The 23,982-nt window shown below is 67.1% G+C and carries 25 protein-coding genes; 12 read left to right on the top strand and 13 right to left on the bottom strand.

What is annotated here, in order from left to right; genetic code table 11:
- The first annotated feature begins 5 nt into the window (after window positions 1-5).
- The gene (locus tag GON01_RS03085; protein WP_157025904.1) at window positions 6-2,750 is read left to right on the top strand and encodes a [protein-PII] uridylyltransferase; all 2,745 of its coding nucleotides are present in this window, start codon (window positions 6-8) and stop codon (window positions 2,748-2,750) included.
- A 179-nt stretch (window positions 2,751-2,929) separates the two neighbouring features.
- On the opposite strand, the gene GON01_RS03080 is transcribed toward GON01_RS03085, so the two are convergent.
- The 8 genes from GON01_RS03080 to GON01_RS03045 form a co-directional block, all read right to left on the bottom strand.
- A complete protein-coding gene (locus GON01_RS03080) occupies window positions 2,930-5,695 on the bottom strand; it encodes a TonB-dependent receptor (RefSeq protein WP_157025903.1) in 2,766 nt (921 codons plus the stop codon).
- A 179-nt stretch (window positions 5,696-5,874) separates the two neighbouring features.
- Window positions 5,875-6,408: a translation initiation factor IF-3 gene (gene infC, locus GON01_RS03075; protein WP_157025902.1), complete on the bottom strand. Its 534-nt coding sequence runs from the start codon at window positions 6,406-6,408 to the stop codon at window positions 5,875-5,877.
- 144 nt (window positions 6,409-6,552) lie between these two features.
- Window positions 6,553-7,440 (bottom strand): ParB/RepB/Spo0J family partition protein, encoded by an 888-nt coding sequence (locus GON01_RS03070; RefSeq protein WP_157025901.1) that lies wholly within the window; start codon window positions 7,438-7,440, stop codon window positions 6,553-6,555.
- Window positions 7,437-8,219, bottom strand: coding sequence for a ParA family protein (locus tag GON01_RS03065; RefSeq protein WP_157025959.1), 783 nt, complete (start codon window positions 8,217-8,219; stop codon window positions 7,437-7,439). The genes GON01_RS03070 and GON01_RS03065 overlap by 4 nt, the downstream gene beginning before the upstream one ends.
- A gap of 2 nt (window positions 8,220-8,221) precedes the next feature.
- Window positions 8,222-8,833 (bottom strand): 16S rRNA (guanine(527)-N(7))-methyltransferase RsmG, encoded by a 612-nt coding sequence (gene rsmG / locus GON01_RS03060; RefSeq protein ID WP_181600251.1) that lies wholly within the window; start codon window positions 8,831-8,833, stop codon window positions 8,222-8,224.
- The gene (gene mnmG / locus GON01_RS03055; RefSeq protein ID WP_157025900.1) at window positions 8,830-10,662 is read right to left on the bottom strand and encodes a tRNA uridine-5-carboxymethylaminomethyl(34) synthesis enzyme MnmG; all 1,833 of its coding nucleotides are present in this window, start codon (window positions 10,660-10,662) and stop codon (window positions 8,830-8,832) included. The genes rsmG and mnmG overlap by 4 nt, the downstream gene beginning before the upstream one ends.
- Before the next feature lie 62 nt (window positions 10,663-10,724).
- The gene (gene mnmE / locus GON01_RS03050) at window positions 10,725-12,005 is read right to left on the bottom strand and encodes a tRNA uridine-5-carboxymethylaminomethyl(34) synthesis GTPase MnmE (protein WP_181600250.1); all 1,281 of its coding nucleotides are present in this window, start codon (window positions 12,003-12,005) and stop codon (window positions 10,725-10,727) included.
- The gene (locus GON01_RS03045; RefSeq protein ID WP_157025898.1) at window positions 12,002-12,235 is read right to left on the bottom strand and encodes a DUF6489 family protein; all 234 of its coding nucleotides are present in this window, start codon (window positions 12,233-12,235) and stop codon (window positions 12,002-12,004) included. Before GON01_RS03045 ends, mnmE begins: the two co-directional genes overlap by 4 nt.
- Before the next feature lie 47 nt (window positions 12,236-12,282).
- Here GON01_RS03045 and GON01_RS03040 point away from each other — a divergent pair, with 47 nt between their 5' ends.
- Both GON01_RS03040 and GON01_RS03035 read left to right on the top strand, forming a co-directional pair.
- A complete protein-coding gene (locus GON01_RS03040) occupies window positions 12,283-12,753 on the top strand; it encodes a methylated-DNA--[protein]-cysteine S-methyltransferase (protein ID WP_157025897.1) in 471 nt (156 codons plus the stop codon).
- Window positions 12,750-13,445, top strand: coding sequence for a dienelactone hydrolase family protein (locus tag GON01_RS03035; protein ID WP_408640892.1), 696 nt, complete (start codon window positions 12,750-12,752; stop codon window positions 13,443-13,445). Before GON01_RS03040 ends, GON01_RS03035 begins: the two co-directional genes overlap by 4 nt.
- A 509-nt stretch (window positions 13,446-13,954) precedes the next feature.
- Here GON01_RS03035 and GON01_RS03030 read toward each other — a convergent pair.
- The 5 genes from GON01_RS03030 to hemE form a co-directional block, all read right to left on the bottom strand.
- The gene (locus GON01_RS03030; RefSeq protein ID WP_157025895.1) at window positions 13,955-14,143 is read right to left on the bottom strand and encodes a DUF4304 domain-containing protein; all 189 of its coding nucleotides are present in this window, start codon (window positions 14,141-14,143) and stop codon (window positions 13,955-13,957) included.
- Window positions 14,144-14,368: 225 nt separating this feature from the next.
- Window positions 14,369-15,079: a YjbE family putative metal transport protein gene (locus GON01_RS03025; protein ID WP_157025894.1), complete on the bottom strand. Its 711-nt coding sequence runs from the start codon at window positions 15,077-15,079 to the stop codon at window positions 14,369-14,371.
- Window positions 15,080-15,231: 152 nt separating this feature from the next.
- Entirely contained in the window at window positions 15,232-16,488 is a 1,257-nt protein-coding gene (gene rho, locus GON01_RS03020) for a transcription termination factor Rho (RefSeq protein ID WP_046348877.1), read from the bottom strand.
- A 136-nt stretch (window positions 16,489-16,624) separates the two neighbouring features.
- Window positions 16,625-17,068 (bottom strand): CopD family protein, encoded by a 444-nt coding sequence (locus GON01_RS03015; RefSeq protein WP_157025893.1) that lies wholly within the window; start codon window positions 17,066-17,068, stop codon window positions 16,625-16,627.
- Entirely contained in the window at window positions 17,068-18,093 is a 1,026-nt protein-coding gene (hemE, locus tag GON01_RS03010; protein ID WP_157025892.1) for a uroporphyrinogen decarboxylase, read from the bottom strand. The genes GON01_RS03015 and hemE overlap by 1 nt, the downstream gene beginning before the upstream one ends.
- A gap of 277 nt (window positions 18,094-18,370) precedes the next feature.
- On the opposite strand from hemE, the gene GON01_RS03005 reads away from it, so the two are divergent.
- From GON01_RS03005 to GON01_RS02965, 9 genes are all read left to right on the top strand, one after another.
- Window positions 18,371-19,189 carry a pyruvate, water dikinase regulatory protein gene (locus GON01_RS03005; RefSeq protein WP_309503861.1) on the top strand — a complete coding sequence of 273 codons (819 nt, stop codon included), beginning with the start codon at window positions 18,371-18,373 and terminating at the stop codon, window positions 19,187-19,189.
- A gap of 32 nt (window positions 19,190-19,221) precedes the next feature.
- Entirely contained in the window at window positions 19,222-19,776 is a 555-nt protein-coding gene (locus GON01_RS03000; protein WP_157025957.1) for a Maf family protein, read from the top strand.
- Entirely contained in the window at window positions 19,773-20,582 is an 810-nt protein-coding gene (locus GON01_RS02995) for a shikimate dehydrogenase family protein (protein WP_157025890.1), read from the top strand. The genes GON01_RS03000 and GON01_RS02995 overlap by 4 nt, the downstream gene beginning before the upstream one ends.
- Entirely contained in the window at window positions 20,579-21,172 is a 594-nt protein-coding gene (coaE, locus tag GON01_RS02990) for a dephospho-CoA kinase (RefSeq protein ID WP_157025889.1), read from the top strand. The genes GON01_RS02995 and coaE overlap by 4 nt, the downstream gene beginning before the upstream one ends.
- Before the next feature lie 11 nt (window positions 21,173-21,183).
- The gene (gene dnaQ / locus GON01_RS02985; RefSeq protein WP_157025888.1) at window positions 21,184-21,885 is read left to right on the top strand and encodes a DNA polymerase III subunit epsilon; all 702 of its coding nucleotides are present in this window, start codon (window positions 21,184-21,186) and stop codon (window positions 21,883-21,885) included.
- Window positions 21,886-21,948: 63 nt separating this feature from the next.
- Window positions 21,949-22,530: a ribosome hibernation-promoting factor, HPF/YfiA family gene (gene hpf / locus GON01_RS02980; RefSeq protein WP_157025887.1), complete on the top strand. Its 582-nt coding sequence runs from the start codon at window positions 21,949-21,951 to the stop codon at window positions 22,528-22,530.
- Window positions 22,531-22,596: 66 nt separating this feature from the next.
- The gene (locus tag GON01_RS02975; RefSeq protein WP_157025886.1) at window positions 22,597-23,061 is read left to right on the top strand and encodes a PTS sugar transporter subunit IIA; all 465 of its coding nucleotides are present in this window, start codon (window positions 22,597-22,599) and stop codon (window positions 23,059-23,061) included.
- Entirely contained in the window at window positions 23,051-23,512 is a 462-nt protein-coding gene (locus GON01_RS02970; protein ID WP_157025885.1) for a PaaI family thioesterase, read from the top strand. Before GON01_RS02975 ends, GON01_RS02970 begins: the two co-directional genes overlap by 11 nt.
- A gap of 20 nt (window positions 23,513-23,532) precedes the next feature.
- Window positions 23,533-23,841, top strand: a complete 309-nt coding sequence (locus GON01_RS02965) for a DUF1491 family protein (RefSeq protein ID WP_157025884.1) — start codon at window positions 23,533-23,535, stop codon at window positions 23,839-23,841.
- The last annotated feature ends 141 nt before the right edge of the window (window positions 23,842-23,982 follow it).

The raw sequence follows: 23,982 nt of genomic DNA, 5'->3' as shown, positions 1-23,982 counted from the left end.
CGGACATGGCCAGCCGGCTCGACTCCGTTCCCAATCGCCGCGCGATCGTCGACCGGCGCGCCCTGGCCGATGCGATCGCGGCGCTGGAAGGCGGCCCCGATCTGCGCCAGCGGGTGGTCGCGCTGCTGAAAGCGGCGCTGGACACCGGCCGGGCCGAGATCGCCGACCGGCTGATGCTGAACCCGTCGCGCGGCATAGAAGCGGCGGCGGCGCAGGCGTTCCTGGTCGACCAGATCCTGCGCCTGGTGTTCGACCTGACCACGCAGCGCCTCTATCCGGTCAGCAACCCGACCGCGGGCGAACGGATCGCGCTGCTGGGTGTCGGCGGCTATGGGCGCGGCGAAATGGCGCCCTATTCGGACGTCGACATCATGTTCCTGACGCCATGGAAGCAGACGGGCTGGGTCGAGCAGGTCATCGAATCGATGCTCTACACGCTGTGGGACCTGGGGCTGAAGGTCGGCCATTCGAGCCGCTCGCTCGACGACATGGTACGGATGGCGCAGAGCGACCTGACCGTGCGCACCGCGCTGCTGGAAGGCCGGTTCATCTGGGGCGACCCGGCGCTCAACGACGAAGGCGTTGCCCGCTTCCGCCGCGAAGTGGTCGCCGGCACCGACCGGGCGTTCGTCGCGGCCAAGCTGGAGGAGCGCAACGAGCGCCACCAGCGGATGGGCGACAGCCGCTATGTCGTCGAGCCCAATGTCAAGGAAGGCAAGGGGGGCCTGCGCGACCTCCACACGCTGTTCTGGATCGGCAAATACGTCCACCGCGTCGATTCGGTCGCGGGGCTGGTCGCGGCGGGACTGCTGACGCCCGAGGAGCTGCACCAGTTCCAGCGCGCCGAGAATTTCCTGTGGGCGGTGCGCTGCCACCTGCACATGATCGCCGGGCGCGCGGAGGAGCGGCTGACCTTCGACTATCAGCGCGAGATCGCGGAGCGGATGAACTATGCGACGCGGCCGGGAAAATCCGCGGTCGAGCGGTTCATGCATTACTATTTCCTGCAGGCGAAGACGGTCGGCGACCTGACCGGCCTGTTCCTCGCCCATCTGGACGAGCAATTCGCCCGGCCCGGGCGCCGGTTCACGCTGGCGGCGATCCCGAGGCGGCCGCGCAAGCTGAACGGCTTCCGGCTGGTGCGCGGCCGGCTCGCGCTGCCGTCCGACGACTTCTTCGAGCAGGATCCGGTGCGGCTGATCGAGATGTTCGCGCTGGCGGACAGGCACGGGCTCGAGCTTCATCCCGGCGCGGTCCGCTGCGCACGGCGCGACGCGCGGCTGATCGACGCGAAGGTGCGCCGCGATCCGCGCGCCAACGCGTTGTTCCTGGACGTGCTGACGAGCCCGCGCGATCCGGAGACGGTGCTGCGATGGATGAACGAGGCCGGCGTGTTCGGCCGCTTCGTGCCCGATTTCGGCCGCGTCGTCGCGCAGACCCAGTTCGACATGTACCATCATTATACGGTCGACGAGCACACGATCCGAGCGATCGGCCTGCTTGCGCAGATCGAACACGGCACGCTGAAGGACGACCACCCGATCTCGACCGCGATCATCCGGCATATCGTCTCGCGCCGGGCGCTCTATGTGGCGGTGCTGCTGCACGACATCGCCAAGGGCCGCGGCGGGGACCACAGCGTGCTGGGCGCCGAAGTCGCGCAGCAGCTATGCCCCCGGCTCGGTCTCAGCGCGGCGGAAACGGAGACGGTGGCCTGGCTGGTCCGCCATCACCTGCTGATGTCCGCGACCGCGTTCAAGCGTGACCTGTCGGACTTCAAGACCATCACCGACTTCGCGGCGGCGGTGCAGAGCCCGGAGCGGCTGAAGCTGCTGCTGGTGCTAACCATCGTCGACATTCGCGCGGTCGGGCCCGGCGTCTGGAACAGCTGGAAACGGCAGCTGCTGACCGATCTGTTCGAAGGCGCCGAGGAAGTGCTGCGCCTGGGCCACAAGCAGACCGGGCGCAAGGAACGCATCGCAGCGAAGCAGCGCGCCGTCGCCGGGCAGCTCGGCTGGAGCGAGCGGGAGTTCGCGGCGCTCGCCGGGCGCCTGCCCGAATCCTACTGGATCGCCGAGCCGATCGACATTCTGGAGGCCAATGTCCGCCATATCGCCGCGGCCGGCGACGGGCGGCTGTCGATCGCCGCCTCGATCGATCCGGAGCGGGGGGCGACGCTGGTCACCGTCTATGCCAGCGATCATCCGGGGCTGTTCTACCGCATCGCCGGCGCGATCCACCTGGCCGGCGGCAGCATCATCGACGCCCGCATCCACACCACGCGGGACGGCATGGCGCTCGACAATGTGCTGGTGCAGGACCCGTTCGGCCGCCCGTTCGACGAGCGCAAGCGGCTGGACCGGCTGAAAGCGGGAATCGAGGATGCCCTGGCCAACCGGACGCGCCTGCCGGAGAGACTGGCCGCCAAGCCTTTGCCCCGCGCGCGCGCCGAGGCCTTTCCGATCGCCGCCAACGTGCTGATCGACAACAATGCCTCGAACCGGTTCACGGTCGTGGAGGTCAATGCCCGCGACAGGCCGGCTTTGCTCTATGCGCTCGCCTATGGGCTGTTCCAGTCGAAGGTGACGATCCATTCCGCCCATATCGCCACTTACGGCGAGCGCGCGGTCGACACTTTCTACGTGACCGACCTGCTGGGAGCGAAGATCACCACGCCGGCGCGGCTGAAAGGCCTGGAGAAGCGCCTGCTGGACGCTGCGGAGGGCCTGCCGGAGAAGGCGGCGGCGTAGGAATAAATCCTCCCCGAGCTTGCTCGGGGAGGGGGACCGCCGAAGGCGGTGGAGGGGCCCGGACCCCGGCCTTGAGCCGGGGGAGGGTGTTTCCGCCCGCTCCGCGGTCGGCCCCTCCACCACTCGGCTCCGCCGAGCGGTCCCCCTCCCCTCAGCCGTGCTGAGGGGAGGACTTTAGGTCAGAATCGCGTCCTGAGCGTCACGCCGTAGGTCCTCGGCTCCGCCAGGAAGGCCGAGAAGATCTGCGAGGCGCCCGGATATTGCGCTTCCGGGAAGACCGCGGGGTTCGCCGCGCCCGCCTGGAACGGCGTGTTGAACGCAACCTGGGTATAGTCCTGCTTGAACAGGTTCTGGACGAAGAACTCGAGCGCCCAGCGCTCCTCCGGACCGCGGATGCCGATGCGGCCGTTGACGACCGCATAGCCGTCCTGCTGCTTTTGCGGGAACAGGTCGGAACCGGTGTTATAGTCGCTGGTCACGCGGCCATCGACATAGAACAGCCCGGTGATGCCGCTGTCGCCGATCGGCGGCGTCCAGGTCAGCGAGCCGGTCGCGACCGCCGCCGGCGCGTTGGACAGTTTCGAGCCCGGCAGCCGGCGCAGCGCCGGATCAAGCGGTACGCCGTTCGAGTTGCCGACGAGGTCGTGGCGGTAATGGGTGTTCGCAACCGTGACGCCCAGGCCGATCGACAGGTCGCGCGCGGGGCGAATCGAGCTTTCGATTTCGACGCCGCTCGAGAACACGCCGGGCCCGACCTTGTTCTTCGGGCAGGAGCCGGTGGCGGCGCTGGTGTCGCGGTCCGCGCCGGCCAGGTCCAGCGAGCAGCCGTTGATGTTCTGGACCAGGAAGACCGAGCCGTTGAACGTGTTCAGCTGGAAGTCGGAGAAGCGCTGGTGGAACGCGGCGATGTTCAGCGAGAACATCCGACTCGAATATTTGACGCCCACTTCATAGGCGTCGTTGATCTCCTGGTCGAACTGGAGGTTGCCGACCAGCGCCTGCGCGCCGCCCGCGGCCGCGAACGTCGTCGTCGGCACGCCGTTCACGATGAAGATCGGCGGCTTCAGCGCGGAGCGATCGAGGTTGAACCCGCCCGCCTTGTAGCCGCGCGAATAGCTCGCATAGAGCAGCCAGTCCGGCGACGGCTTCCACGACGCGACCGCGGTGCCGGTGAACTCGCTTTCGCCGCGCTTGTCGTTGATGGTGACGCCGTTCAGCTCCGACGTCGCGTTGCCCTGGCAGCTGAGGTTGATCAGTGCGCCCGCCGCCGCTGACAGCGGCGTGGTCAGGAACGGCGTCAGGTTCGCCTGCTGCACCGGGCACACAGTGTTGGTGTTGTTGAACGACGCGGCGAACTTCTTGCGGTCATGCGTGTAGCGCAGGCCCAGCGTGACGTCGAACGTGTCGGTCACGTGGAAGATGTTGTGCGTGAAGAAGGCGTAGTTCGTGTCGTTCTGGCGATAGAGCGCATTGTTGTCGCCCAGGTTATTGATGCTGTCGAGCCGGTCGAAGCCCGCGACGATCGCCGGCCCGGCAGCGCCGAACGGCGAGTTTACAGCGGGGGCCAGCGCGTTGCTCAACACCGCGCGGCCGGTCGGGCTGAGGCAGGCAGTGCTGCCGGGACTGAAGAAGCTGGAGGGGAAGCCGAACGCGCCGACCAGGCGGCAGGTGGCGAAGCGGCCATACTGGCTGCCGAACTTCAGATTGTCGGTCAGGTCGAGCTTTTCACGCGCGAAATAGGCGCCGACCAGCCAGTCGAGCTTGCTGTCGAAGGCCGAGCCCTGCAGCCGCAATTCCTGCGTGAAGGTGCGGAATTCGCGCTGATAGGCGGACTTGCCCGGCGCGCGGTATAGGATATCGACGAACGAATAGTCGGTGTCCGATCCCTGGTTCGACGTATAGTCGCGATAGGCAGTGATCGAGGTCAGGGTCGCCCCGCCCAGATTCCAGTTCACCTCGCCTGAGAGGCCCCAATCCCTGGTGATGCCTTTGTAGCTGCGGCCGGGCGTCGGATAGATGTTGCGGCTGAACGGATTGCTGAACGCCGCCGCCGGCTCGCCAAGACCCAGCAGCGCGTTGATGATGCTGTTCTTGGTCGGATCGAGCAGGTTGCGGTTGGCCGGGTCGACGCTGCTGTCGATATAGACGGCGCCGCAGCATTTCTCGTTGCGGTGAGTGTAATCGCCGATGATCCGGACCGACAGGTCCTGGCTCGGTTCGTACAGCAGCTGGCCGCGCACGAAGTAGCGATTGCGGTCGTTGACGTCGGTGTTGTTGGTGACGTCGTGGTAGAAGCCGTCGCGGTTGACATAGACGGCGTCCAGCCGAGCCGCGAGCGTTTCGGTCAGCGGCCCGGTGACGGCGCCGGACGCGCGGATATAGTCGAAGTTGCCGTAGTTGAACTCGCCGAAGCCGCCGAAGGTGAAGCTCGGCTTCTTGGTAATGATGTGGATGAGGCCGGCCGAGGCGTTGCGGCCGAACAGCGTCCCCTGCGGGCCGCGCAGCACCTCGATCCGCTCCACTTCGCCCAGCTCGTTGAGGCCGATGCCCGAACGCGACCGATAGACGCCGTCGACGAACACCGCGACCGAGCTTTCCAGGCCCGGATTATCGCCGACCGTGCCGATGCCGCGGATGCGCGCGGAGCCGTTCGCTTCCGAACCGGTCGACGAGACCAGCAGCGACGGCGCGAGCTGGTTCAGCTGGCGGATGTCGCTGGCGCCCGAGTTCTGCAGCGACTCCGACGAGACCGCCGACACCGCGATCGGCACGTCCGACAGCGCTTCGGCGCGGCGAGTTGCAGTGACGATGATGTCGCCGGCATTGGCAGCCTGTTCGGCGGCGGCCGGTGCGGCCGTCGACGAGGCGCTTTGCGTGTCTTGTGCGTGAACCGGCGCGGCAAGCGCGAACAGGGCCGCGGACAGCAGCCAATTGGTCTTCGTCATCGTCATCCTCCCCAGGAACCCACTGACTATTTGGGGAGGATGTTAGAATCACGGCTCCGTAACATCTACAACACAGCCCTGCGCCGGGAGATTTCCCGGCGCATGCGACCTTTGTGCAACAGTGTTCAGGCCGTGTGCGACATTGACGCTACGGCAAGGCCGCGTCCCTACGGGCGCGATTACTTCGGTGCCAGCACCATCAGCATCTGCCGGCCTTCCATCCGCGGATGCGCCTCGACCTTGGCGATCTCCGCGGTCTGCTCGGCGACCCGCTGCAGCACCGCCATGCCGAGCTGGCCGTGGCTGAGCTCGCGGCCACGGAAGCGCATGGTGACCTTCACCTTGTCGCCTTCCTCGATGAACTCGACGACCTTCTTCATCTTGGTGTCATAATCGTGGTCGTCGATGTTCGGACGCATCTTGATCTCCTTGATCTCCTGCGTCTTCTGCGACTTGCGAGCGAGGTTGGCCTTTTTCTGGGCCTCGTACTTGAACTTGCCGACGTCGAGGAACTTGGCGACGGGGGGATCGGCGTTGGGCGACACTTCGACGAGGTCGAGCCCGACTTCGCGCGCCTGCTCGATCGCTTCGCGGGTGTACATCACGCCGAGATTCTCGCCATTCTCATCGATCACCCGGACCTTCTGGCTCTGGATGAACTCGTTGAATCGCGGACCGCTCATCGGCGGAGGCGCCAGCGGGCGCCGCATCATGGGAGGACGGATAGGTGAGGCTCCTGTTGTTGGTTGCCGGCGCTATATAGTCACGCGGAACCTGCAACGGAAGCGGGCGCGCGCGGTTCCGTCGATGCTGTGGCGCGAATGCGTCAGTGCGCGTTCGCCAACCAGGGAGCCGGGCTAGATCCGCTCGCCGGTCAGGCGCTGGCAGATCAGGTCGAGCTGGTCCAGGCTCGAAAAGCCCAGCGTCACCGATCCCGTGCCCTTCGCATAGGCGATTTTGACCTTCAGGCCGAGAATGTCGCCCAGTTGCCGCTCCAGCGCGGCAATGTCGGCATCGGCTTCCTTCCCGGCGCGCGGCGGGCGCGCCGCCGCGGCGCGCGCCTCCTGCGCCAGCTTCTCGGTCTCGCGGACCGACAGGCCGCGCGCGACAACCTGGCCGGCGAGCGCCTCCGGGTCGGGCGCGGTGATCAGCGCCCGGGCGTGCCCCATCGACAGCCGGCCCTCGGCCAGCATCGCCCGGACGCTGGCAGGAAGATCTAGCAATCTCAATAGGTTGGCGATATGGCTGCGGGACTTGTGGACGATCCGGCCTAGCGCCTCCTGGCTGTGGCCGAAGCGGTTGATCAGCTTGGCGTAGGCTTCCGCTTCCTCGATCGCGTTCAGATCCTCGCGCTGGATATTCTCGACCAGCGCGAGCTCCAGCGTCTCCGCCTCATCAAAATCACGAACGATCACCGGCACCTGATGCAGCCGCGCACGCTGCGCCGCCCGCCAGCGCCTTTCGCCCGCGACGATCTGGTAACCGCCCTGCCAAGGCCGCACCACGATCGGCTGGATCAGCCCCCGCGCCTCGATCGAGCGGGCGAGCTCGTCGAGCGCTTCTTCGTCGAAATGGCGGCGCGGCTGCTCCGGATGCGGCTCGATCTCGGACACGGGCACCGTCCGCACGCCCGGGGAGCGTTCGCCGCCGGGCGCGATCGGTTCCTCGCGCACCTGCTCGCCGAGCAAGGCGGAGAGGCCACGGCCAAGGCCGGTGGGGCGTTTGCGGGCAGCGGCGTCGGTCATGCGGCTCTCTTCAGATCGGGGAGGCGACCCAGCAGCTCGCGCGCCAAGGCCATATAGGCTTCCGACCCCGAGCAGCGATGGTCGTAGATCAGCGCCGGCACGCCGTGGCTCGGCGCTTCGGACAGGCGGACATTGCGCGGAATCACGGTTTCGAACACGACATCGCCCAGGCAGGTGCGGACGTCCTCCGCCACCTGCTCGGTCAGGTTGTTGCGGCGGTCGTACATGGTGAGCGCCACGCCCAGGATCGACAGGTCCGGGTTGAAGCGCGCGCGGATACGTTCGATCGTCTGCAGGAGCTGGCTCAGCCCCTCCAGCGCAAAGAACTCGCATTGCAGCGGCACCAGCAGCGAGTCGGCCGCGACCATCGCATTGATCGTCAGCAGGCCCAGCGAAGGCGGGCAGTCGATCAGGCAGATATCCCAGCGCGGGGGCTTCAGCCCCTCCAGCGCCCGCTGCAGCCGATGAGTGCGGTGGTCGAGCTCGACCAGCTCGATTTCGGCGCCGGACAGGTCGACCGTCGCGGGGATCACGTCGAGGCGCGGCACCCGCGTCGAAACGACGCAGTCCGCCAGCTCGGCCTGGCCGGTCAGCAGGTCATAGCTGTTCGACCTTCGGGCGGACTGCGCGATCCCGAGGCCGGTGGAGGCATTGCCCTGCGGATCCAGATCGACCAGCAGCACGCGCCAGCCGATTGCCGCGAGCGCGGTGGCGACGTTGATCGCGGTGGTGGTCTTGCCCACCCCGCCCTTCTGATTCGCTATGCCGACACAGATCATGCTCACCTCGGCCGGACGCCCGTCGCGACGATGATCCTGGAATCCGCGTTCGTCAGGCTTTGTTCCACGTGGAACACACCTTGCCACGCCTCGCGCGCTGCATCCAGTTCCCGCGCGGCACTCCGCCCTTTCGGCAGGATCCAAATCGTGGACGAATCTGTGAGTTGAATGGTGGATGCAAAGATCGTGGGCAGCGGCGCATAAGCGCGCGCAGTGATCGCGCCGAAACGCTGGTCCGTCACGCGCTCGATGCTGGCCTGACGGACAGCAACCCAGTCGAGCCCCAGCTGCAACACCACGTCGAGCAGGAATTCCACGCGTTTCCGGCGCGGCTCGACAAGCAGCATCGGGCCGCCGGTCAGAATCGCGATCACCAGGCCCGGTAGGCCGGGACCCGAGCCGACATCCAGCCAACTCCGCGCACCGGGCGCAAAGCGCACCAATTGGGCCGAATCGAGAATGTGCCGCGACCAGACCGCCGGTTCGGTGGCTTTGCTGATCAGATTCTGAGTCGCGTTCGCGCCGAGCAGCAGCGCCACATAACGTTCGAGCAGCGCCAGCTTGTCCCCGCCGAACCGCTCCGCGATCCAGTCGCGCGCCTCGGTCTCCGTCACGCCGCGCGCTTCTGGGTGTGGGCCAGGATCACCGCGAGCGCCGCCGGGGTGATGCCGCGAATCCGGCCAGCACTTTCCAGGTCGGCGGGTCTGGCGGCGTCCAGGCGCTCGACCATCTCGTTGGAAAGGCCGGGAATCGCGCTATAGTCCAGGTCGGCCGGGATCGGTGCGCGCCCGGCGGCGCGGATCGCCCGCACTTCCGCCTCCTGCCGCTCCAGATAGGGGGCATAGCGGGCGTCGTCGGTCGCGAGATCGAGCAGATCGGGATCGGCGCCGGCGAGCCGCGGCTCCGCTGCAAGCAGATGGTCGCGCGTGACTCCGCCGAAGCGCAGCCATTCGCCGAGCGATCGCGCCCGGCCGTCGTCGCGGAGCCCAGAGTCGAGCTCGCCCGCGCGGAAAGTCCGCGACAGCAGCGCCCGGATCGCGGCCAGCCGCTCCCGACGCGTCGCCGCATAGCGCGCCCGCTCCGCCCCGACGCAGCCGATCGCCTCGCCCAGGCCGGTCAGCCGTTCGGTGGCGTTGTCGGCGCGCAGGCGCAGCCGGTACTCGGCGCGGGCTGTCAGCATCCGGTAGGGCTCGGTGACGCCCTGCAGCGTCAGGTCGTCGATCATCACGCCGATATAGGAGTCGGCGCGGTCGAAAATCACCGCCGCCTGGCCCGCGGCACCGCGCGCCGCGTTGATACCCGCGACCAGGCCCTGCGCCGCCGCTTCCTCATAGCCGGTCGTGCCGTTGATCTGGCCCGCGAGGAACAGGCCGGCGACGGCGCGCAGCTCCAGCGTGGACTCGAGCGCGCGCGGGTCGACATAGTCATATTCGACGGCATAGCCGGGCTGCGCGATCCGGCTGTGCTCCAGGCCCGGGATGGTGCGGACGAGCGCTTCCTGCGCAACGAGCGGCAGCGAAGTCGAAATGCCGTTGGGGTAGATGAGGGGATCGTCCAGACCTTCCGGTTCGAGGAAGATCTGGTGCCCGTCGCGATCGCCGAACCGCAGCACCTTGTCCTCGATCGACGGGCAATAGCGCGGGCCCCTGCCCTCGATCGCGCCCGAATGGAGCGGCGATTCGTGCAGCGAGGCGCGGATCACCTGATGCGTCGCCGCGGTCGTCCGAGTGATTGCGCAGGCGAGTTGCGGGCGCAGGCGGCCCGCGGTCAGCGGCGACATGGTCCAGCCAAGATCGTCCGACGGCTGCACCTCCAGCGCCGCCCAGTCGATGGTGCGCCCATCGAGCCGCGGCGGCGTCCCTGTCTTGAGGCGCGCAACCGGGAGGGCCAGCGCACGAAGCTGATCCCCGAGCGACACGGCCGACGCCTCGCCGACGCGCCCGCCCGTCTCGGTCGCCAGGCCCCGGTGCATCCGCCCGTTGAGAAACGTGCCGGTCGCAAGCACGACCGCCCCGCCGCGCAATGCACGCCCGTCCGCCAGCCTTACGCCCAGAGCCCGGTTCGCCTGCAAGACGAGCGACGCCGCTTCGCCCTCGACGATTTCCAGTCCCGGCTGTTGGGCCAGCATACGCTGGATCGCGGCGCGGTAGAGCCTGCGATCCGCCTGTACGCGCGGCCCGCGAACGGCCGAACCCTTGGACGCGTTCAGCATCCGGTGGTGGATCGCGGCCTCGTCAGCGGCGCGGCCGACCAGCCCATCGAGCGCGTCGACCTCGCGCACCAGATGCCCCTTGCCGAGGCCACCGAACGCCGGGTTGCACGACATCGCTCCTAGTGTGCGGCGGTCGAACGTCACCAGCGCAGTCCGCGCGCCCATGCGTGCGGCCGCGGCTGCCGCTTCGCACCCCGCATGCCCCCCGCCGATCACGATCACGTCGTACATGGCGCGCGCTCAAACCTGATCGACCACGCGCTGTCAAACTGTTCCACGTGGAACAGTGCCGCTCATTTGCCGATGCAGAAGGTCGCGAACAGTGCGTCGAGCAGGTCCTCGGTGCCCGCACGACCGGTCAGATCGTCCAGCGCCTGTCGCGCAACACGCAGATGCTCAGCCGCTATGAGTTCGTCCGGCTCCTGCCGGAATTGCAGCAGCCCTTCGTGGCAGCGCGCCAGATGCTCGCGCTGGCGACGCGACAAGGCCAACTCGCTTTCGCGGGGCAGGAGTTGCGCCGCCCTCTCGACCAGCAACGCAACCAACGCGCCCAAACCCTCGCCGGTCACGGCGGAGACCGGCAGCAGCCCGGCTGCCTGCTCCCGCCCCGGTTCGTCCGATCGCGGGTGAATACGGATCAGCCGATCGCCGCGAACATGCGGCTCCGCGGTCTCGTCCATCCAGACGACCAGGTCGGCTTCCGCAATTCTCCGCTCTGCCCGCTCGATGCCGATGCGCTCGATCGGGTCGCTCCCGGCGCCGCGCAGACCAGCAGTATCGGTCAGCACGAAGGCGACACCGCCGAGCTTGACCGGCGCTTCGATCACGTCGCGCGTGGTGCCAGCGATCGCCGAGGTGATCGCCACCTCGCGTCCGGCCAGAGCGTTGATAAGGGACGACTTTCCTGAATTCGGCGGTCCCGCGAACACGACCCGCACGCCGTCGAACAGCCGCTCCGCACCCGGACGCGCCAGCACGCGCCCGAGATCGGCGATCAACTCCGCTCCAAGCGCATCGATCGCGGTCCGATCCGACGGCACGTCGTCCTCGTCCGACTGGTCGAGGGCAGCCTCAACGAGCGCGGACAGGTGCAGCAGGGCGCGCCGCCATTGCTCCACCTTGCCGCTCAGGCCCTCCTCGGCGAGCGCGGCACGCCGCTGCGCCTCTGTTTCCGCGCGCAACAAGTCCGACAGGCTCTCGACCTGGACGAGGTCGAGCCGCCCGTTCCGGAACGCCCTCCACGTGAACTCGCCCGGCCGCGCCCTGCGGACACCAGGCATGTCCGCCAGCACCGCCTCGACCGCGTCCAACACGGCGCGCCCCCCATGCAGGTGGAGCTCGACCAACGCTTCCCCGGTCACCGAGCGCTCGCCGGCGAACCAGACGACCAGTGCCCGATCGAGCAGCTCGCCCGATCCCGGGGCACGTAAGGTGCGAAGGCTCAACCGCCGCTCGTCGGGCAACGGGCCGACCAGCGCTTCCAACAGCTCCAGCGCCTGCGGCCCGCTCACCCGCACCACCGCGATCGCGGCTGGCGGCGCGCCGCTCGACAGTGCGAAGATCGTGTCGGTCACTTGGGCCGGCCGCTCATCCCCTCGATCATCTGCTGCCACAGCTTGAACCCGGCATCGCTCATCGGCCCCCAGCTCTTCATCATCGTCTCAAGGGCCTCGGCGCCGACGCCGTTCTTCACCGTGTCGATCAATTGCGCGACATAGGCCTCGTGCACCGGCGTCAGGTCCGGCAGGCCCATGAAGCGCCGCGCTTCCTCGGGCGTGCAATCGACTTCCACATTCACCTTCATGTGCATCTCCGCTTGAGCCGCGTTCGGCCGCGCTGCTAACCCACGCCATGGCTTATGCGCGCGCTACCGCGACAATCGCAACGCCGATCGGCCCGGTGCGGATCGAGGCGGAGGGCGACGCGCTGACCGGCATCCGGATCGGACAAGACGGCGCGGGCGACGACACGCCGCTGCTGCGCGAGGCCAGGGCGCAGCTTGCCGCCTATTTTGAGGGCAAGCTCACCGTTTTCGACCTGCCGCTCGCGCCCGCCGCCACCGCGGAAGCCAAGGCGCAGCGCGCCGCGATCGCTTCCATCGGCTATGGCGAGACCCGGACCTATGGCGACCTCGCGGAGGCGTGCGGCTCCTCGGCGCGGGCGATGGGCCAGGCCTGCGCGAGCAATCCGTTCCCGGTCGTCGTCCCTTGTCACCGGGTGCTGCCGGCCGGCGGCGCGCTCGGCTACTATTCGGCTGGAGACGGGCCGGCGACCAAGGCCTGGCTGCTGAGACACGAACGCGCGGAGGGATGGCTGCTATGATGATCGAGTTCGAGACGCTGGACCATGACGGCCGCTTCCAGGCCTATGTCGCGGAGCCGAGCGGCACGCCCAGGGCGGCGGTGATCGTGATCCAGGAGATATTCGGGGTCAACGAAGGCATTCGCCGCAAGTGCGACCATTGGGCATCGCTCGGCTATCTCGCGCTCGCACCCGACCTGTTCTGGCGGATCGAGCCCGGCGTTCAGCTTGACCCGGACGTGCCAGCCCAGTTCCAGCTCGCGCTCGGCCTGATGGGGCAATTCGACCCGGACCAGGGCATCCGCGACATCGAGGCGACGATCCGCGCGGCACGGCAACGGCTGGGCGGCGCTGGGAAAGTCGGCTGCGTCGGCTATTGCCTGGGCGGCCGGCTCGCCTTCATGACGTCAGCGCGCACCGATATCGACGCGAGCGTCGGCTATTACGGCGTCGGCATCGACAATCTGCTGCGCGAGAAGCACGCGATCAGCCGCCCGGTGATGCTTCACATCGCCGGCGCCGACCATTTTGTGCTGCCGGATGTGCAGAAAGCGATGCACGAAGGGCTCGACGATCATCCGAAAGTCGTGCTGCACGACTATCCAGGGCTGGACCACGGCTTTGCGACGGAAATGGGGAAGCGCCGCGACGAGGAAGGCGCGCGGCTGGCGGACGGCCGGACGGAGGCGTTCTTCGCGGAGCATCTGGCGTAGTCGGCTGCCTCGGACGGTCCCGTCCGGCGGTCAACCGCTGGGTCTTTCCGACCCACAGCCGACATCAAAACTCAACTGCGTCAATCGCTGGTAGGTGAAGAGCTTGTCGCTGCGTCGCTATGAGCGACGAGGCAGCCGCCTTGAATGCGCCTGCGACCCCCGCGCATTCGAGAAGCGATTTTGCCGCGCTCTTCACTAACCGAGCGAAGGAGCGCGTGGGCGTCTTGCCCCCTGTCCGCAAGACCCGCTGCAACGCCAGCATGGTAGGTGGGCCAACTTCCCCTGCTTTGTGGCGACGAACTGTTCTCTCTGTTGACCAATAACTCTGCTGCTGCCCTGATGGACGACAACCGACGAGCGAGTTGTTGCGCCTCTTCTGCAGCGGTCGCGGCCAGCCGGTCCGCTGCCGACCGGAACTGCTCGTCCGTTTCATATTCTTCGAACTCAGCGACCCGACTGCCCCAATTCGCTCCGCATCCGAAATCGAACGTGATGTAGCCGCCGTTCGACTAGAGCCAATGAGCGGCGACGTTGAGGTAGCTACCTTTGCGAAAGCCGCTCGGCTGAAACTCGACGACGGCCAGCCACCAGTCATGATCTGCGAGCCACAGTCGCGATTGACCTTTGCGGCGGAAGCCGAGCGGTTGGAGGGCCCGTTTTGCCGCATCGGCGGTGATCTTGTCATGAGTTCCGGTCACGGGTGCTGAGCCTATTGCGGCCAAGGTCCGGTTACCACCCGCTGCAGACCTACGGTTCAACTCTCCCATAGGGAGAGGTCGAGTCGGGCGTGAGCCTGGCCGGGTGAGGGGTTCGGGAGCACGACGTTTGACTGCCGATCCCCTCACCCCGCTCGCGCTGGAGCGCGAGTCGCCCTCTCCCTATGGGAGAGGGGCGATCGGGGAGCCAACCCCGACCGCTCAGGCTTACGCCATCGCCATCAGTGTCGGCTGGAGGTCGTGCCAGCCGTCGTAGATCATCTTGCCGGCGACGTAGAGGATGATGACCAGGCCGATCCAGGCGATCCAGCGGTAGCGCTCGATGTAGCGGGCGATGATGTTGGCGGCGATTCCCATCAGCGCGACCGCCAGCACCAGGCCGATCACCATGATGCCCGGATGCTCGCGCGCGGCGCCGGCCACCGCCAGCACGTTGTCAAGGCTCATCGACACGTCCGCGACCGCGACCGCCCAGGCGGCCGAGGCGAAGCTCTTGGCGGGCCTGAGGCCGCTTCGTTCGTCGCCGACGATCTCCTCCGAGCCGGCCGATTCGCCCGCGTGGCGGATCTCTCGGTACATCTTCCACGCGACCCACAGCAGCAGCAGACCGCCGGCGAGGACCAGGCCATATTCCTTGAACCGTTCGAGCCCGTAGAGGATCGCGATCGCGAAGATGATCCGCAGCACCAGAGCGGCAAGGATGCCGATCGCGATCACTTTCCGGCGCTGATCAGCCGGCAGGCCGGCGGCGAGCGCACCGACGATGATCGCATTGTCGCCCGCCAGCGCGATGTCGAGCAGGACGACGGTCATGAAGGCCTGGAAGGCGGACCAGGTGCCCAAGTTCGAGAAGTCGCTGAGTATGTGCTGCCAAAGCCATGACAGCGACATGGCTTCCTGGGCGATCTCCGGGGTCATACGAGTCGAACGCCTAGGGGCGGGAGCGGAACCGGGCAAGTGAAAGGCGCGGAGCAGGGGCGCGGAGTGAATCCGCGCCGTCGGTCGGGGCTCTGCCCCCGCCGGCCGAGCCGATGCGAGTCCGGCAGCAGCATGCTGCCGGCCGCATTCGGCTATTGATTCATCGAATCGAAGAAATCCTCGTTGGTCTTCGAGTCCTTCATCTTGTCGAGCAGGAATTCCATCGCGTCGACGGTGCCCATCTGCATGAGAATCCGGCGGAGCACCCACATCTTCGACAGCGTGCCCTTGTCGACCAGCAGCTCTTCCTTGCGGGTGCCGGACTTGCCGACGTCCATCGCCGGGAAGATGCGCTTGTCAGCCACCTTGCGGTCGAGCACGATTTCGGAGTTGCCGGTGCCCTTGAACTCTTCGAAGATGACTTCGTCCATGCGGCTGCCGGTGTCGATCAGCGCGGTCGCGATGATCGAGAGCGAACCGCCTTCCTCGATGTTGCGCGCGGCGCCGAAGAATCGCTTCGGCCGCTGCAGCGCGTTCGCATCGACGCCGCCGGTCAGCACCTTGCCCGAGCTCGGCACGACCGTGTTGTAGGCGCGGCCGAGGCGAGTGATCGAATCGAGCAGGATCACGACGTCCTTCTTGTGCTCGACCAGGCGCTTCGCCTTCTCGATCACCATTTCGGCGACCTGGACGTGGCGCTGCGCCGGCTCATCGAAGGTCGAGGAAATGACCTCGCCCTTCACGCTGCGCTGCATGTCGGTCACTTCCTCCGGCCGCTCGTCGATCAGCAGCACGATCAGGAAAACTTCGGGATGGTTGGCGGTGATCGAGCGCGCGATGTTCTGCAGCAGCACGGTCTTGCCGACGCGCGGCGGCGCCACGATCAGCGCGCGCTGACCCTTGCCCTGGGGCGAGATGATGTCGATCACCCGCGCCGACTTGTCCTTGATCGTCGGATCCTTGGGATCGAGGTCGAGCTTCTGTTCCGGATAGAGCGGCGTGAGGTTGTCGAAATTGACGCGGTGGCGGACCGCGTCGGGGTCGTCGAAGTTGACCGCGTTCAGCTTGGTCAGCGCGAAATAGCGCTCGCCGTCCTTCGGCGCGCGGACCTCGCCTTCGACCGTGTCGCCGGTGCGCAGGCCGAATTTCCGCACCTGGTTCGGCGAGACATAGATGTCGTCCGGCCCGGCGAGGTAGTTCGCCTCGGGGCTGCGCAGGAAGCCGAAACCGTCGGGCAGCACCTCGATCGTGCCTTCGCCCATGATCTGCGCGCCGTTCTCGGCCTCCGCCTTCAGGATCGCGAACATCAGATCCTGCTTGCGCATCGTCGAGGCGCCCTCGACGCCGAGTGCCTCGGCCATTTCGACGAGTTCGGCGGGCGCTTTTTTCTTGAGGTCTTTGAGGTGCATCGGGAGCTCGAACGGCTGGATTTTGAATGGGTGAGATCGGACGGAGAACGACGATCTGGGAGAGAACGCACAGCCAGGAAAGCGGCTGCACGGCTTCAGCGCGAGTTAGGCAGCGCCCTTTTCCAAGTCAAGCGGATCAGAAAGGCTTCACGACCACCAGATAGACGATGATCACGACGGCGAGCGCCGGCAGTTCGTTGAACATGCGCAACCGGCGCGCCGGCAGCCGCGCTTCGCCTTTCGCCAGGCGCTTCGAATAGGCGACCGCCCAGCCATGAAAAGCGCTCAAACCGATCACGATCAGCAGCTTGGCATGCAGCCAGCCCTGGCTCCACATGTCGCCGACCGTCGCCAGCGTGATGCCGAACCCCCAGACGGCGATCAGCGACGGAGTCAGGATCATCTTCCTGAGCTTGGCCTCGCGCTCGACCCAGGCGGCGGCTTCGGCCGGACGCTCCAGCGCTTCCTGGTGATGCACCAGATAGCGCGGGAAGATGAACAGCCCCGCCATCCAGAAGATGACGAAAACGATGTGCGCGGCCTTCAGCCAGAGATAGGACAATTCCAGGACTCCAAGCATCAGCCTCCCCGAACTTGCGCCAGCAGCTGCTCGACATGCGCGATCGGCGTGTCGGGCAGGATGCCGTGTCCGAGATTGAAGATGTGCGGGCGGCCGGCGAAGGCGTCAAGAATGCGCTGCACGGCCCGGGCGAGCGCCTCGCCGCCGGCGATCAGCGCCAGCGGGTCGAGATTGCCCTGCACCGCCAGGCCCTCGGGAAGCGCCGCGTCCGCCCAGGACGGATCGACCGTCTCGTCAATGCCCACCGCGTCGACGCCCGTCTCCCGCGCATAGGCCGGGAGCTTGCCGCCCGAGCCTTTCGGAAAGCCGATGATCGGCGTGTCGGGATGGCGCGCCTTCAGCGCCGTCACCAGCCGCGCGGTCGGGGCGATCACCCATAGCTCATATTGGGCGGGCGAGAGGCTCCCCGCCCAGCTGTCGAACAATTGCACCGCGTGGACGCCGGCCTCGATCTGCTTCGACAGGTAATCGACCGTCGCCTGCTCGATCGCGTCGATGATCGCGGCGAACGCCTGCGGGTCGCGATAGGCGAAGCGGCGCGCTTCCGCCTGCTCGCGGCTGCCTTCGCCGGCGACCATGTAGGTGGCGACCGTCCAGGGGCTGCCGGCAAAGCCAAGGAAGGTCACTTCGGCCGGCAGCGCGGCCGCGACTCGGCGGACGGTGCCGTACACCGGATCGAGCCGTCCGGACGCCGCTCTCAGCTCGTCCAGCGTCGCATCGAGCAGGCGGGGCGACAGCTTCGGCCCTTCGCCGGCCAGGAATTCCAGCTTCTGCCCCAGCGCGTGCGGGATGACGAGAATGTCCGAGAACAGGATCGCGCCGTCGAATCCGAAGCGGCGGATCGGCTGCAGCGTCACCTCGGCCGCGGCCGCGCTGTCGTTGACCAGCTCCAGGAAGCCGCCCTTTTCGGCCCGCAGCGCGCGATATTCCGGCAGATAGCGTCCCGCCTGGCGCATGAGCCAGACCGGCGGCGGGTCGCGCCGTTCGCCGCGGAGCACGTTCAGCAGGGCACGATCGCTCTTCATCTCTTCTTTCTAATGATAATTGAAAAGGATGATGGAAGATGTGGGAGCGCGGGTGACGGGGACTTAGGCGTTTCGCCCGACTCTGCCAACAATTTGACTCTCGGGGAATCGCAAAAGGTTCCCGATTCGCGGCCGATCTCCCCATAATCCACAGAGGCTGGATGGATTTTTCCGGCTGTGGGCGGAGTTGTTGGAGAAGCAGCGCCGATCGGGCGCGGTTCGGCGCCCCCGGATCAACCGCTTGCCTCTCCGGCCGCTTTTCCACAGGGATATGCGGGTGACGACGCGGCTGCACCTCCACCTCCTGTCGGATTCGACCGGCGAGACGCTCGAGACGATCGCCAAGGCGGCGCTCGCGCAATTCGAAGGCGTCGAGACGATCAAGCATTTCTGGCCGATGATCCGGTCGGGCGGCAATCTGGAACGCATCCTCGACGAGATCGCGCAGAATCCGGGGCTGGTGCTGTTCACGCTGGTGAACCCTGACACGCGGCGGACGTTGGAACAGCGTTGCCGGGCCCTCGGCCTGCCGGCGGTGGGCGCGATCGATCCGGTCACGGACGCCTTGTCGAACATGCTGGGCCAGACGGCGGTCGCGCGGCCGGGCCGGCAGCACGCGCTCGACGCCGCCTATTTCGCGCGCGTCGACGCGATCCAGTTCACGATCGCGCACGACGACGGCATCGGCTGGGAGAATTGGGAAGAAGCGGACATCGTGCTCGCCGGCATTTCACGCACGTCGAAAACGCCGACGTCCATCTATCTCGCCAATCGCGGCTACAAGGTCGCGAACATCCCGCTCGTCGTCGAATCGCCGCCCCCGCCGAGCCTGTTCCGGCTGAAGAATCCGCTGGTCGTCGGCCTCACCACCAATGTCGAGCGGCTGATTGCGGTCCGCCGCAACCGTTTGCTGTCGCTGAACCAGGCGCCGGAGACCGATTATGTCGACCAGGAAGCGGTCGCGCGAGAGGTCGCGTTCGCCCGGCGCATCTTCGCCGATAATGGCTGGCCCGTGATCGACGTGACGCGCCGATCGATCGAGGAGACGGCGGCGGCGATCATCAACCTGTGCAACGAGCGTCGCCAGTGCGCCTGATCCTCGCGTCCGGATCGGCCAGCCGGCGAGCGATGCTGGACGCGGCCGGCGTGCCGTTCGAGGCGATGTCGCCCGGCGTCGACGAGGAAGCAGCGAAACAGAGCCTACGCGCCGCCGGCTGCCTGACGCGCGACCTTGCCGACGCGCTTGCCGAGCTGAAGGCGCTGAAGGTTTCGAACAGGAATTCGGGTGCGCTGGTGCTCGGGTCGGATTCGATCGTCGAGCTCCAGGACGGGCGCTTGCTCGACAAGCCGGAAAACCGCGAGCAGGCCGCCGAACATCTCCGGCTGCTGTCGGGACGGCGCCATTATCTGTACAGCGCGGCAGTGATCGCGGAGAGCGGCCAGCCGGTCTGGCGCTTCGTCGATCGCGCGACGATGCACGTCCGGCCGCTCTCCGACACGTTCATCGACACCTATCTCGATCGCGAATGGGAGCATGTGCGGTGGTGCGTCGGCGTGTACCGCGTCGAAGGACCGGGCGCGCAGCTTTTTTCCAGGATCGAGGGCAGCCAGTTCACCGTAATGGGCCTGCCATTGCTGGCGGTGCTCGACTATCTGCGCACGCGGGGGATTCTGGCGTCATGATATCCTATGCCGAGGTGATCGGCGATCCGATCGCGCATTCGAAATCGCCGCTGATCCACGGTTTCTGGCTCGACGCGCTCGGCATCCAGGCGGACTATCGGCGCTGCCATGTCCGGCCGGACGAGCTCGCCGGCTATTTCGAGCAGCGGCGCGCCGACCCGGCCTGGCGCGGGTGCAACATCACCGTGCCGCACAAGGAAGCGGCGCTGGCATATGTGCCCGATCCGGGCGGCGTCCGCGACACGATCGGCGCGATCAACACCGTGTTCCGTGACGAGAGCGGCGGGATCGCCGGCACCAATACCGACGCCGCCGGATTCTGGTCGCCGATCTCGGCCCTCGACCTTGCGGACAAGCCGGTGGTCGTGATCGGCGCGGGCGGTGCGGCGCGCGCGGTGCTGTTCGCGTTGTCGCGAGTCGGCGTCGGGCCGGTGACGATCCTCAATCGCACACCGCTAAAGGCTGCCGGCCTGCTCGCCGCGTTCGGGCTGAAGGGCAATGTCGGGCCGATCGGGTCCGCGCTTCCGCAGGCCGCGCTGCTCGTCAATGCCAGCACGCTCGGCATGGCGGGCCATCCGCCGCTCGAGCTCGACCTGTCGCCGCTACCGGACGACGCGATCGTCTATGACATCGTCTATGCGCCATTGCAGACGCCGCTGCTCCAGGCCGCCGAGGATCGCGGGCTGGAGACGATCGACGGGCTGGAGATGCTGATCGGCCAGGCGGCGCTGGCGTTCGAGCTTTTCTTCGACGCGGCGCCGCCCCGTGAGCGCGACGACGAATTGCGCACGCTGCTGACGCGATGAAGATTCTCGGCCTCACCGGCTCGATCGGCATGGGGAAGTCGACCGTCGCCGCGATGTTCGAGGAAGCGGGCGTTCCAGTGTTCGATGCCGACGCGGCCGTACATCGGCTGCAAGGGCCGGGCGGTGCGCTGGTCGGCGCGATCGAAGCCGCCTTTCCGGGCACCACTGGTCCCGAAGGCGTGGATCGAGCGAGGCTGGGGGCGCAGGTGCTGGGCGATGCGGCTGCGCTGGCGCGGCTTGAAGCCATCGTCCATCCCGCCGTCGCCGAGATGCGGCAGCGCTTTCTGGCCGATCATGAGGACGCGCCATTGGTCGTGTTCGATATTCCGCTGCTGTTCGAAAAGGGCGGCGCCGCAGGGCTGGACGCGGTCGTCGTCGTCTCCGCGCCGCCCGAGGTGCAGCGCGCCCGCGTGCTTGCCCGACCCGGCATGACGGCGGAGAAATTCGAACGCATCCTCGCGCTTCAGATGCCGGACGCCGAAAAGCGGGCTCGGGCCGACTCCATCATCGATACCGGCGTCCCGCATGAGGACACGCGCGCCCAGGTCCGGCAACTCGTCTCTTGTTTCCTGGACGGCAAAGGCCGATAGTCGGCCGGGTAATGCGCGAAGTCGTCTTCGATACCGAAACCACCGGAATCCAGGTCTCAGAAGGTCACCGCATGGTCGAGATCGGCTGTGTCGAGCTGATCAATCGCGTCGAGACCGGCCGCGAATTCCACGCCTATTTCAACCCGGAGCGGTCGATGCCGCCCGAGGCGCAGGCCGTGCACGGCCTCGGCGACGCATTCCTGGCCGGGCAGCGCCTGTTCCGCGATTGCTGCGAGGAATTGCTCGACTTTCTGGAGGATAGCCCGCTCGTCGCCCATAATGCGGCATTCGATTTCGCGTTCCTCAATTTCGAGCTCGGCGAGGCCGGGCGTCTGCACATTCCGCGCTCGCGGATGATCGATACGCTGGCGCTGTCGAGGACCAAATTCCCCGGCGCGAAGCACAGCCTCGACGCGATGTGCACGCGCTTCGGTGTGGATCGCAGCCACCGGATCAAGCACGGCGCGCTGCTCGACGCGCAATTGCTCTCGCAATGCTATGTCGAGTTGACCGGCGGTCGCCAGATCGGCCTGTCGCTCGCCGAAGCACCGTCGGCCGCCGAGGCGGTGAAGCAGGACGCCATCGTCTATGAGATCACGCGTCCGGTCCGGCCGGCGCGGCCGCACGCCGCCTCTCCGCAAGAGCTGGAGCGGCATGCGCGATTCCTCGCTCAGATCGCCGATCCCGTCTGGACGATGGGAACGGCCGCTTGAGCCACAGGTTGACGCTCGCAGGGGCGCATCCCTAAACGCCCCGCCCTGACGAAGGAGGTTGGGATGGACGTGCGCGTTTCCGGACATCAGATCGACGTTGGCGAGGCGCTTCGCGCCCATGCGGAAGATCGCGTGCGATCGCTTTCGGACAAATATGACGCGCGCGCGATTTCCTCGACCGTCACGGTCGGCAAGGGACCGCACGATCATCGGTTCGACTGCGAGATCATCATCTACGTGCCGAACGGCGTGGTGCTGAAGGGCAGCAGCCGGGGAATCGACGCGATGCCGGCCTTCGAGGACGCGCTCGGCAAGATCGAGAAGCAGATGCGGCGCTATATGCGGCGGCTGCGCGACCGGAGCGGCCAGCCGGCCGCCGCCGAACTGGCATTCGACAATGCCGGCTACACCGTCTTCAGCGTTCCCGAAGCGGAAGCGGAGGACAGCGAGCCGGCCGACAATCCGCCGATCGTCGCGGAGACGCGGGTCGATGTGCCCGATGCCAGCGTGTCGGACGCAGTGATGATGCTCGACCTCAGGAACACCAACGCGCTGATGTTCAAGAACAGCGCGACCGGGACGTTCAACATGGTGTACCGACGAGGCGACGGCACCATCGGCTGGGTCGAGCCGCAACGCGCCTGACGCCGACCACTTACCTGTTTTCAAGCGCGCGGGCCCGGAACCGCGCGCCGTTCCGGATGTGCATGAATGGATCTGACTGAGTTTCTGAGCGGGGATGCGGTCGTCGCGGACCTGCCCGTCGCCAACAAAAAGGCTTTGTTCCAGGCGCTGGGCGGCATCGCCGAGCGAAGCATGGGCCTGTCGGCGAAGGACGTCGTCGACCGGCTCAACGACCGGGAGCGGCTGGGCACGACCGGATTCGGCGGCGGCGTCGCGATCCCGCACGGCCGGATCGAGGGTCTCGACGGAATCCGCGGCGCGTTCGTGCGGCTCGAAAAGCCGATCGACTATGGCGCGATCGACGACCTGCCGATCGACCTCGTGTTCATGCTCCTGTCGCCGGTGGATGCCGGTGCCGATCACCTGAAGGCGCTGGCCCAGGTCAGCCGGCGGCTGCGCGACCGGGCTTTTGTCGCCAATCTGCGCGGGGCGGTGACGCCGGACGCGCTCTATGCCCTGTTTGCGCATTCCGAAACGCGCGATGCCGCCTGAATCGGGCGCGGAGGCTCATTTCCGGGCGCTCGAATCGCTCTACGACTCGGCGCCCATCAACCGGCTGTTCCGGTCCCGGCTTGAAATCCTCGACGAAGGCGTCGCGCGGATCGCCTTCGAAATCGAGACCCAGCATCACCACGCGGCCGGCGCCGCGCACGGCACCAGCTATTTCAAGATGATGGACGATGCCGCCTTCTATGCGGCGAACAGCCTGGTGACCGACCGATTTCTGCTGACGACGGCGTTCAACCTGCTCTTCACGCGACCGATCGTCGCGGGACCGGTGGTCGCCGAAGGGCGGTGGGTCAGCGGCCGGCGCCGCGTCCTGGTCGCCGAGGCGCGGCTGGTCGGGCCGGACGGCGAGGAAGCGGCCCGAGGGACGGGGACCTTCATGCGCTCGCGAATCCCGCTGTCGTCGCTCAAGGGCTATGCGGCCGCCGCGCAATGACACCCCGCCTGACCAGCCGGATGACCGTCGACGCGCTTTTGCGGCGGGTGCAGGCGGCCGGCGGCTTCGCGATGGTGCTGGCGAAAGGCGACGAGAACGCAGGGGCGATCCTGCTGGTCTGCGCCGAGCGAGGCGCGACGACGGCGCTGCTGGAGCGCACCGTGGACATTAACGGCAGCTACCGCTGGACGCCGTGCGGGCCCCAAGATGTTGAGTCGGAAGCCGAGCGCGACTCCTATATCCGGCGCCGGCGCGATCAGGACCCCGACTTATGGTTAATAGAACTGGACGTCGCGGACGCTGAACGGTTCGCCGCTGAAATGATCTGATTTTGTTGACGTCCGAGCCGGGCGCGCCGAAAGCGAGCCCACCTGCCACGCGCCGGATCGTCGTGAAGCGGAAGCACCGCCACGGGCGATTGCGCAGTCGGGGGGAAGATCAGGGGGAAGCGCGGGTGTTTTGGCGCTCCT

This window comes from Sphingomonas horti (assembly GCF_009753715.1).
Classification (GTDB): Bacteria; Pseudomonadota; Alphaproteobacteria; order Sphingomonadales; family Sphingomonadaceae; genus Sphingomonas_B; species Sphingomonas_B horti.
Note: the sequence above shows the minus strand (reverse complement) of the source record. Positions and strands in the feature narration are given on the sequence as shown.

Excerpts from the sequence above, each read along its gene's own strand:
- GON01_RS03085 (WP_157025904.1), top strand. The coding sequence starts at position 6 with ATGGCCAGCCGGCTCGACTCCGTTCCCAATCGCCGCGCGATCGTCGAC.
- GON01_RS03080 (WP_157025903.1), bottom strand. The coding sequence starts at position 5,695 with ATGACGAAGACCAATTGGCTGCTGTCCGCGGCCCTGTTCGCGCTTGCC.
- infC (WP_157025902.1), bottom strand. The coding sequence starts at position 6,408 with ATGATGCGGCGCCCGCTGGCGCCTCCGCCGATGAGCGGTCCGCGATTC.
- GON01_RS03070 (WP_157025901.1), bottom strand. The coding sequence starts at position 7,440 with ATGACCGACGCCGCTGCCCGCAAACGCCCCACCGGCCTTGGCCGTGGC.
- GON01_RS03065 (WP_157025959.1), bottom strand. The coding sequence starts at position 8,219 with ATGATCTGTGTCGGCATAGCGAATCAGAAGGGCGGGGTGGGCAAGACC.
- mnmG (WP_157025900.1), bottom strand. The coding sequence starts at position 10,662 with ATGTACGACGTGATCGTGATCGGCGGGGGGCATGCGGGGTGCGAAGCG.
- GON01_RS03045 (WP_157025898.1), bottom strand. The coding sequence starts at position 12,235 with ATGAAGGTGAATGTGGAAGTCGATTGCACGCCCGAGGAAGCGCGGCGC.
- GON01_RS03040 (WP_157025897.1), top strand. The coding sequence starts at position 12,283 with ATGGCTTATGCGCGCGCTACCGCGACAATCGCAACGCCGATCGGCCCG.
- GON01_RS03035 (WP_408640892.1), top strand. The coding sequence starts at position 12,750 with ATGATGATCGAGTTCGAGACGCTGGACCATGACGGCCGCTTCCAGGCC.
- GON01_RS03025 (WP_157025894.1), bottom strand. The coding sequence starts at position 15,079 with ATGACCCCGGAGATCGCCCAGGAAGCCATGTCGCTGTCATGGCTTTGG.
- rho (WP_046348877.1), bottom strand. The coding sequence starts at position 16,488 with ATGCACCTCAAAGACCTCAAGAAAAAAGCGCCCGCCGAACTCGTCGAA.
- GON01_RS03015 (WP_157025893.1), bottom strand. The coding sequence starts at position 17,068 with ATGCTTGGAGTCCTGGAATTGTCCTATCTCTGGCTGAAGGCCGCGCAC.
- hemE (WP_157025892.1), bottom strand. The coding sequence starts at position 18,093 with ATGAAGAGCGATCGTGCCCTGCTGAACGTGCTCCGCGGCGAACGGCGC.
- GON01_RS03000 (WP_157025957.1), top strand. The coding sequence starts at position 19,222 with ATGCTGGACGCGGCCGGCGTGCCGTTCGAGGCGATGTCGCCCGGCGTC.
- GON01_RS02995 (WP_157025890.1), top strand. The coding sequence starts at position 19,773 with ATGATATCCTATGCCGAGGTGATCGGCGATCCGATCGCGCATTCGAAA.
- coaE (WP_157025889.1), top strand. The coding sequence starts at position 20,579 with ATGAAGATTCTCGGCCTCACCGGCTCGATCGGCATGGGGAAGTCGACC.
- dnaQ (WP_157025888.1), top strand. The coding sequence starts at position 21,184 with ATGCGCGAAGTCGTCTTCGATACCGAAACCACCGGAATCCAGGTCTCA.
- hpf (WP_157025887.1), top strand. The coding sequence starts at position 21,949 with ATGGACGTGCGCGTTTCCGGACATCAGATCGACGTTGGCGAGGCGCTT.
- GON01_RS02975 (WP_157025886.1), top strand. The coding sequence starts at position 22,597 with ATGGATCTGACTGAGTTTCTGAGCGGGGATGCGGTCGTCGCGGACCTG.
- GON01_RS02970 (WP_157025885.1), top strand. The coding sequence starts at position 23,051 with ATGCCGCCTGAATCGGGCGCGGAGGCTCATTTCCGGGCGCTCGAATCG.
- GON01_RS02965 (WP_157025884.1), top strand. The coding sequence starts at position 23,533 with ATGACCGTCGACGCGCTTTTGCGGCGGGTGCAGGCGGCCGGCGGCTTC.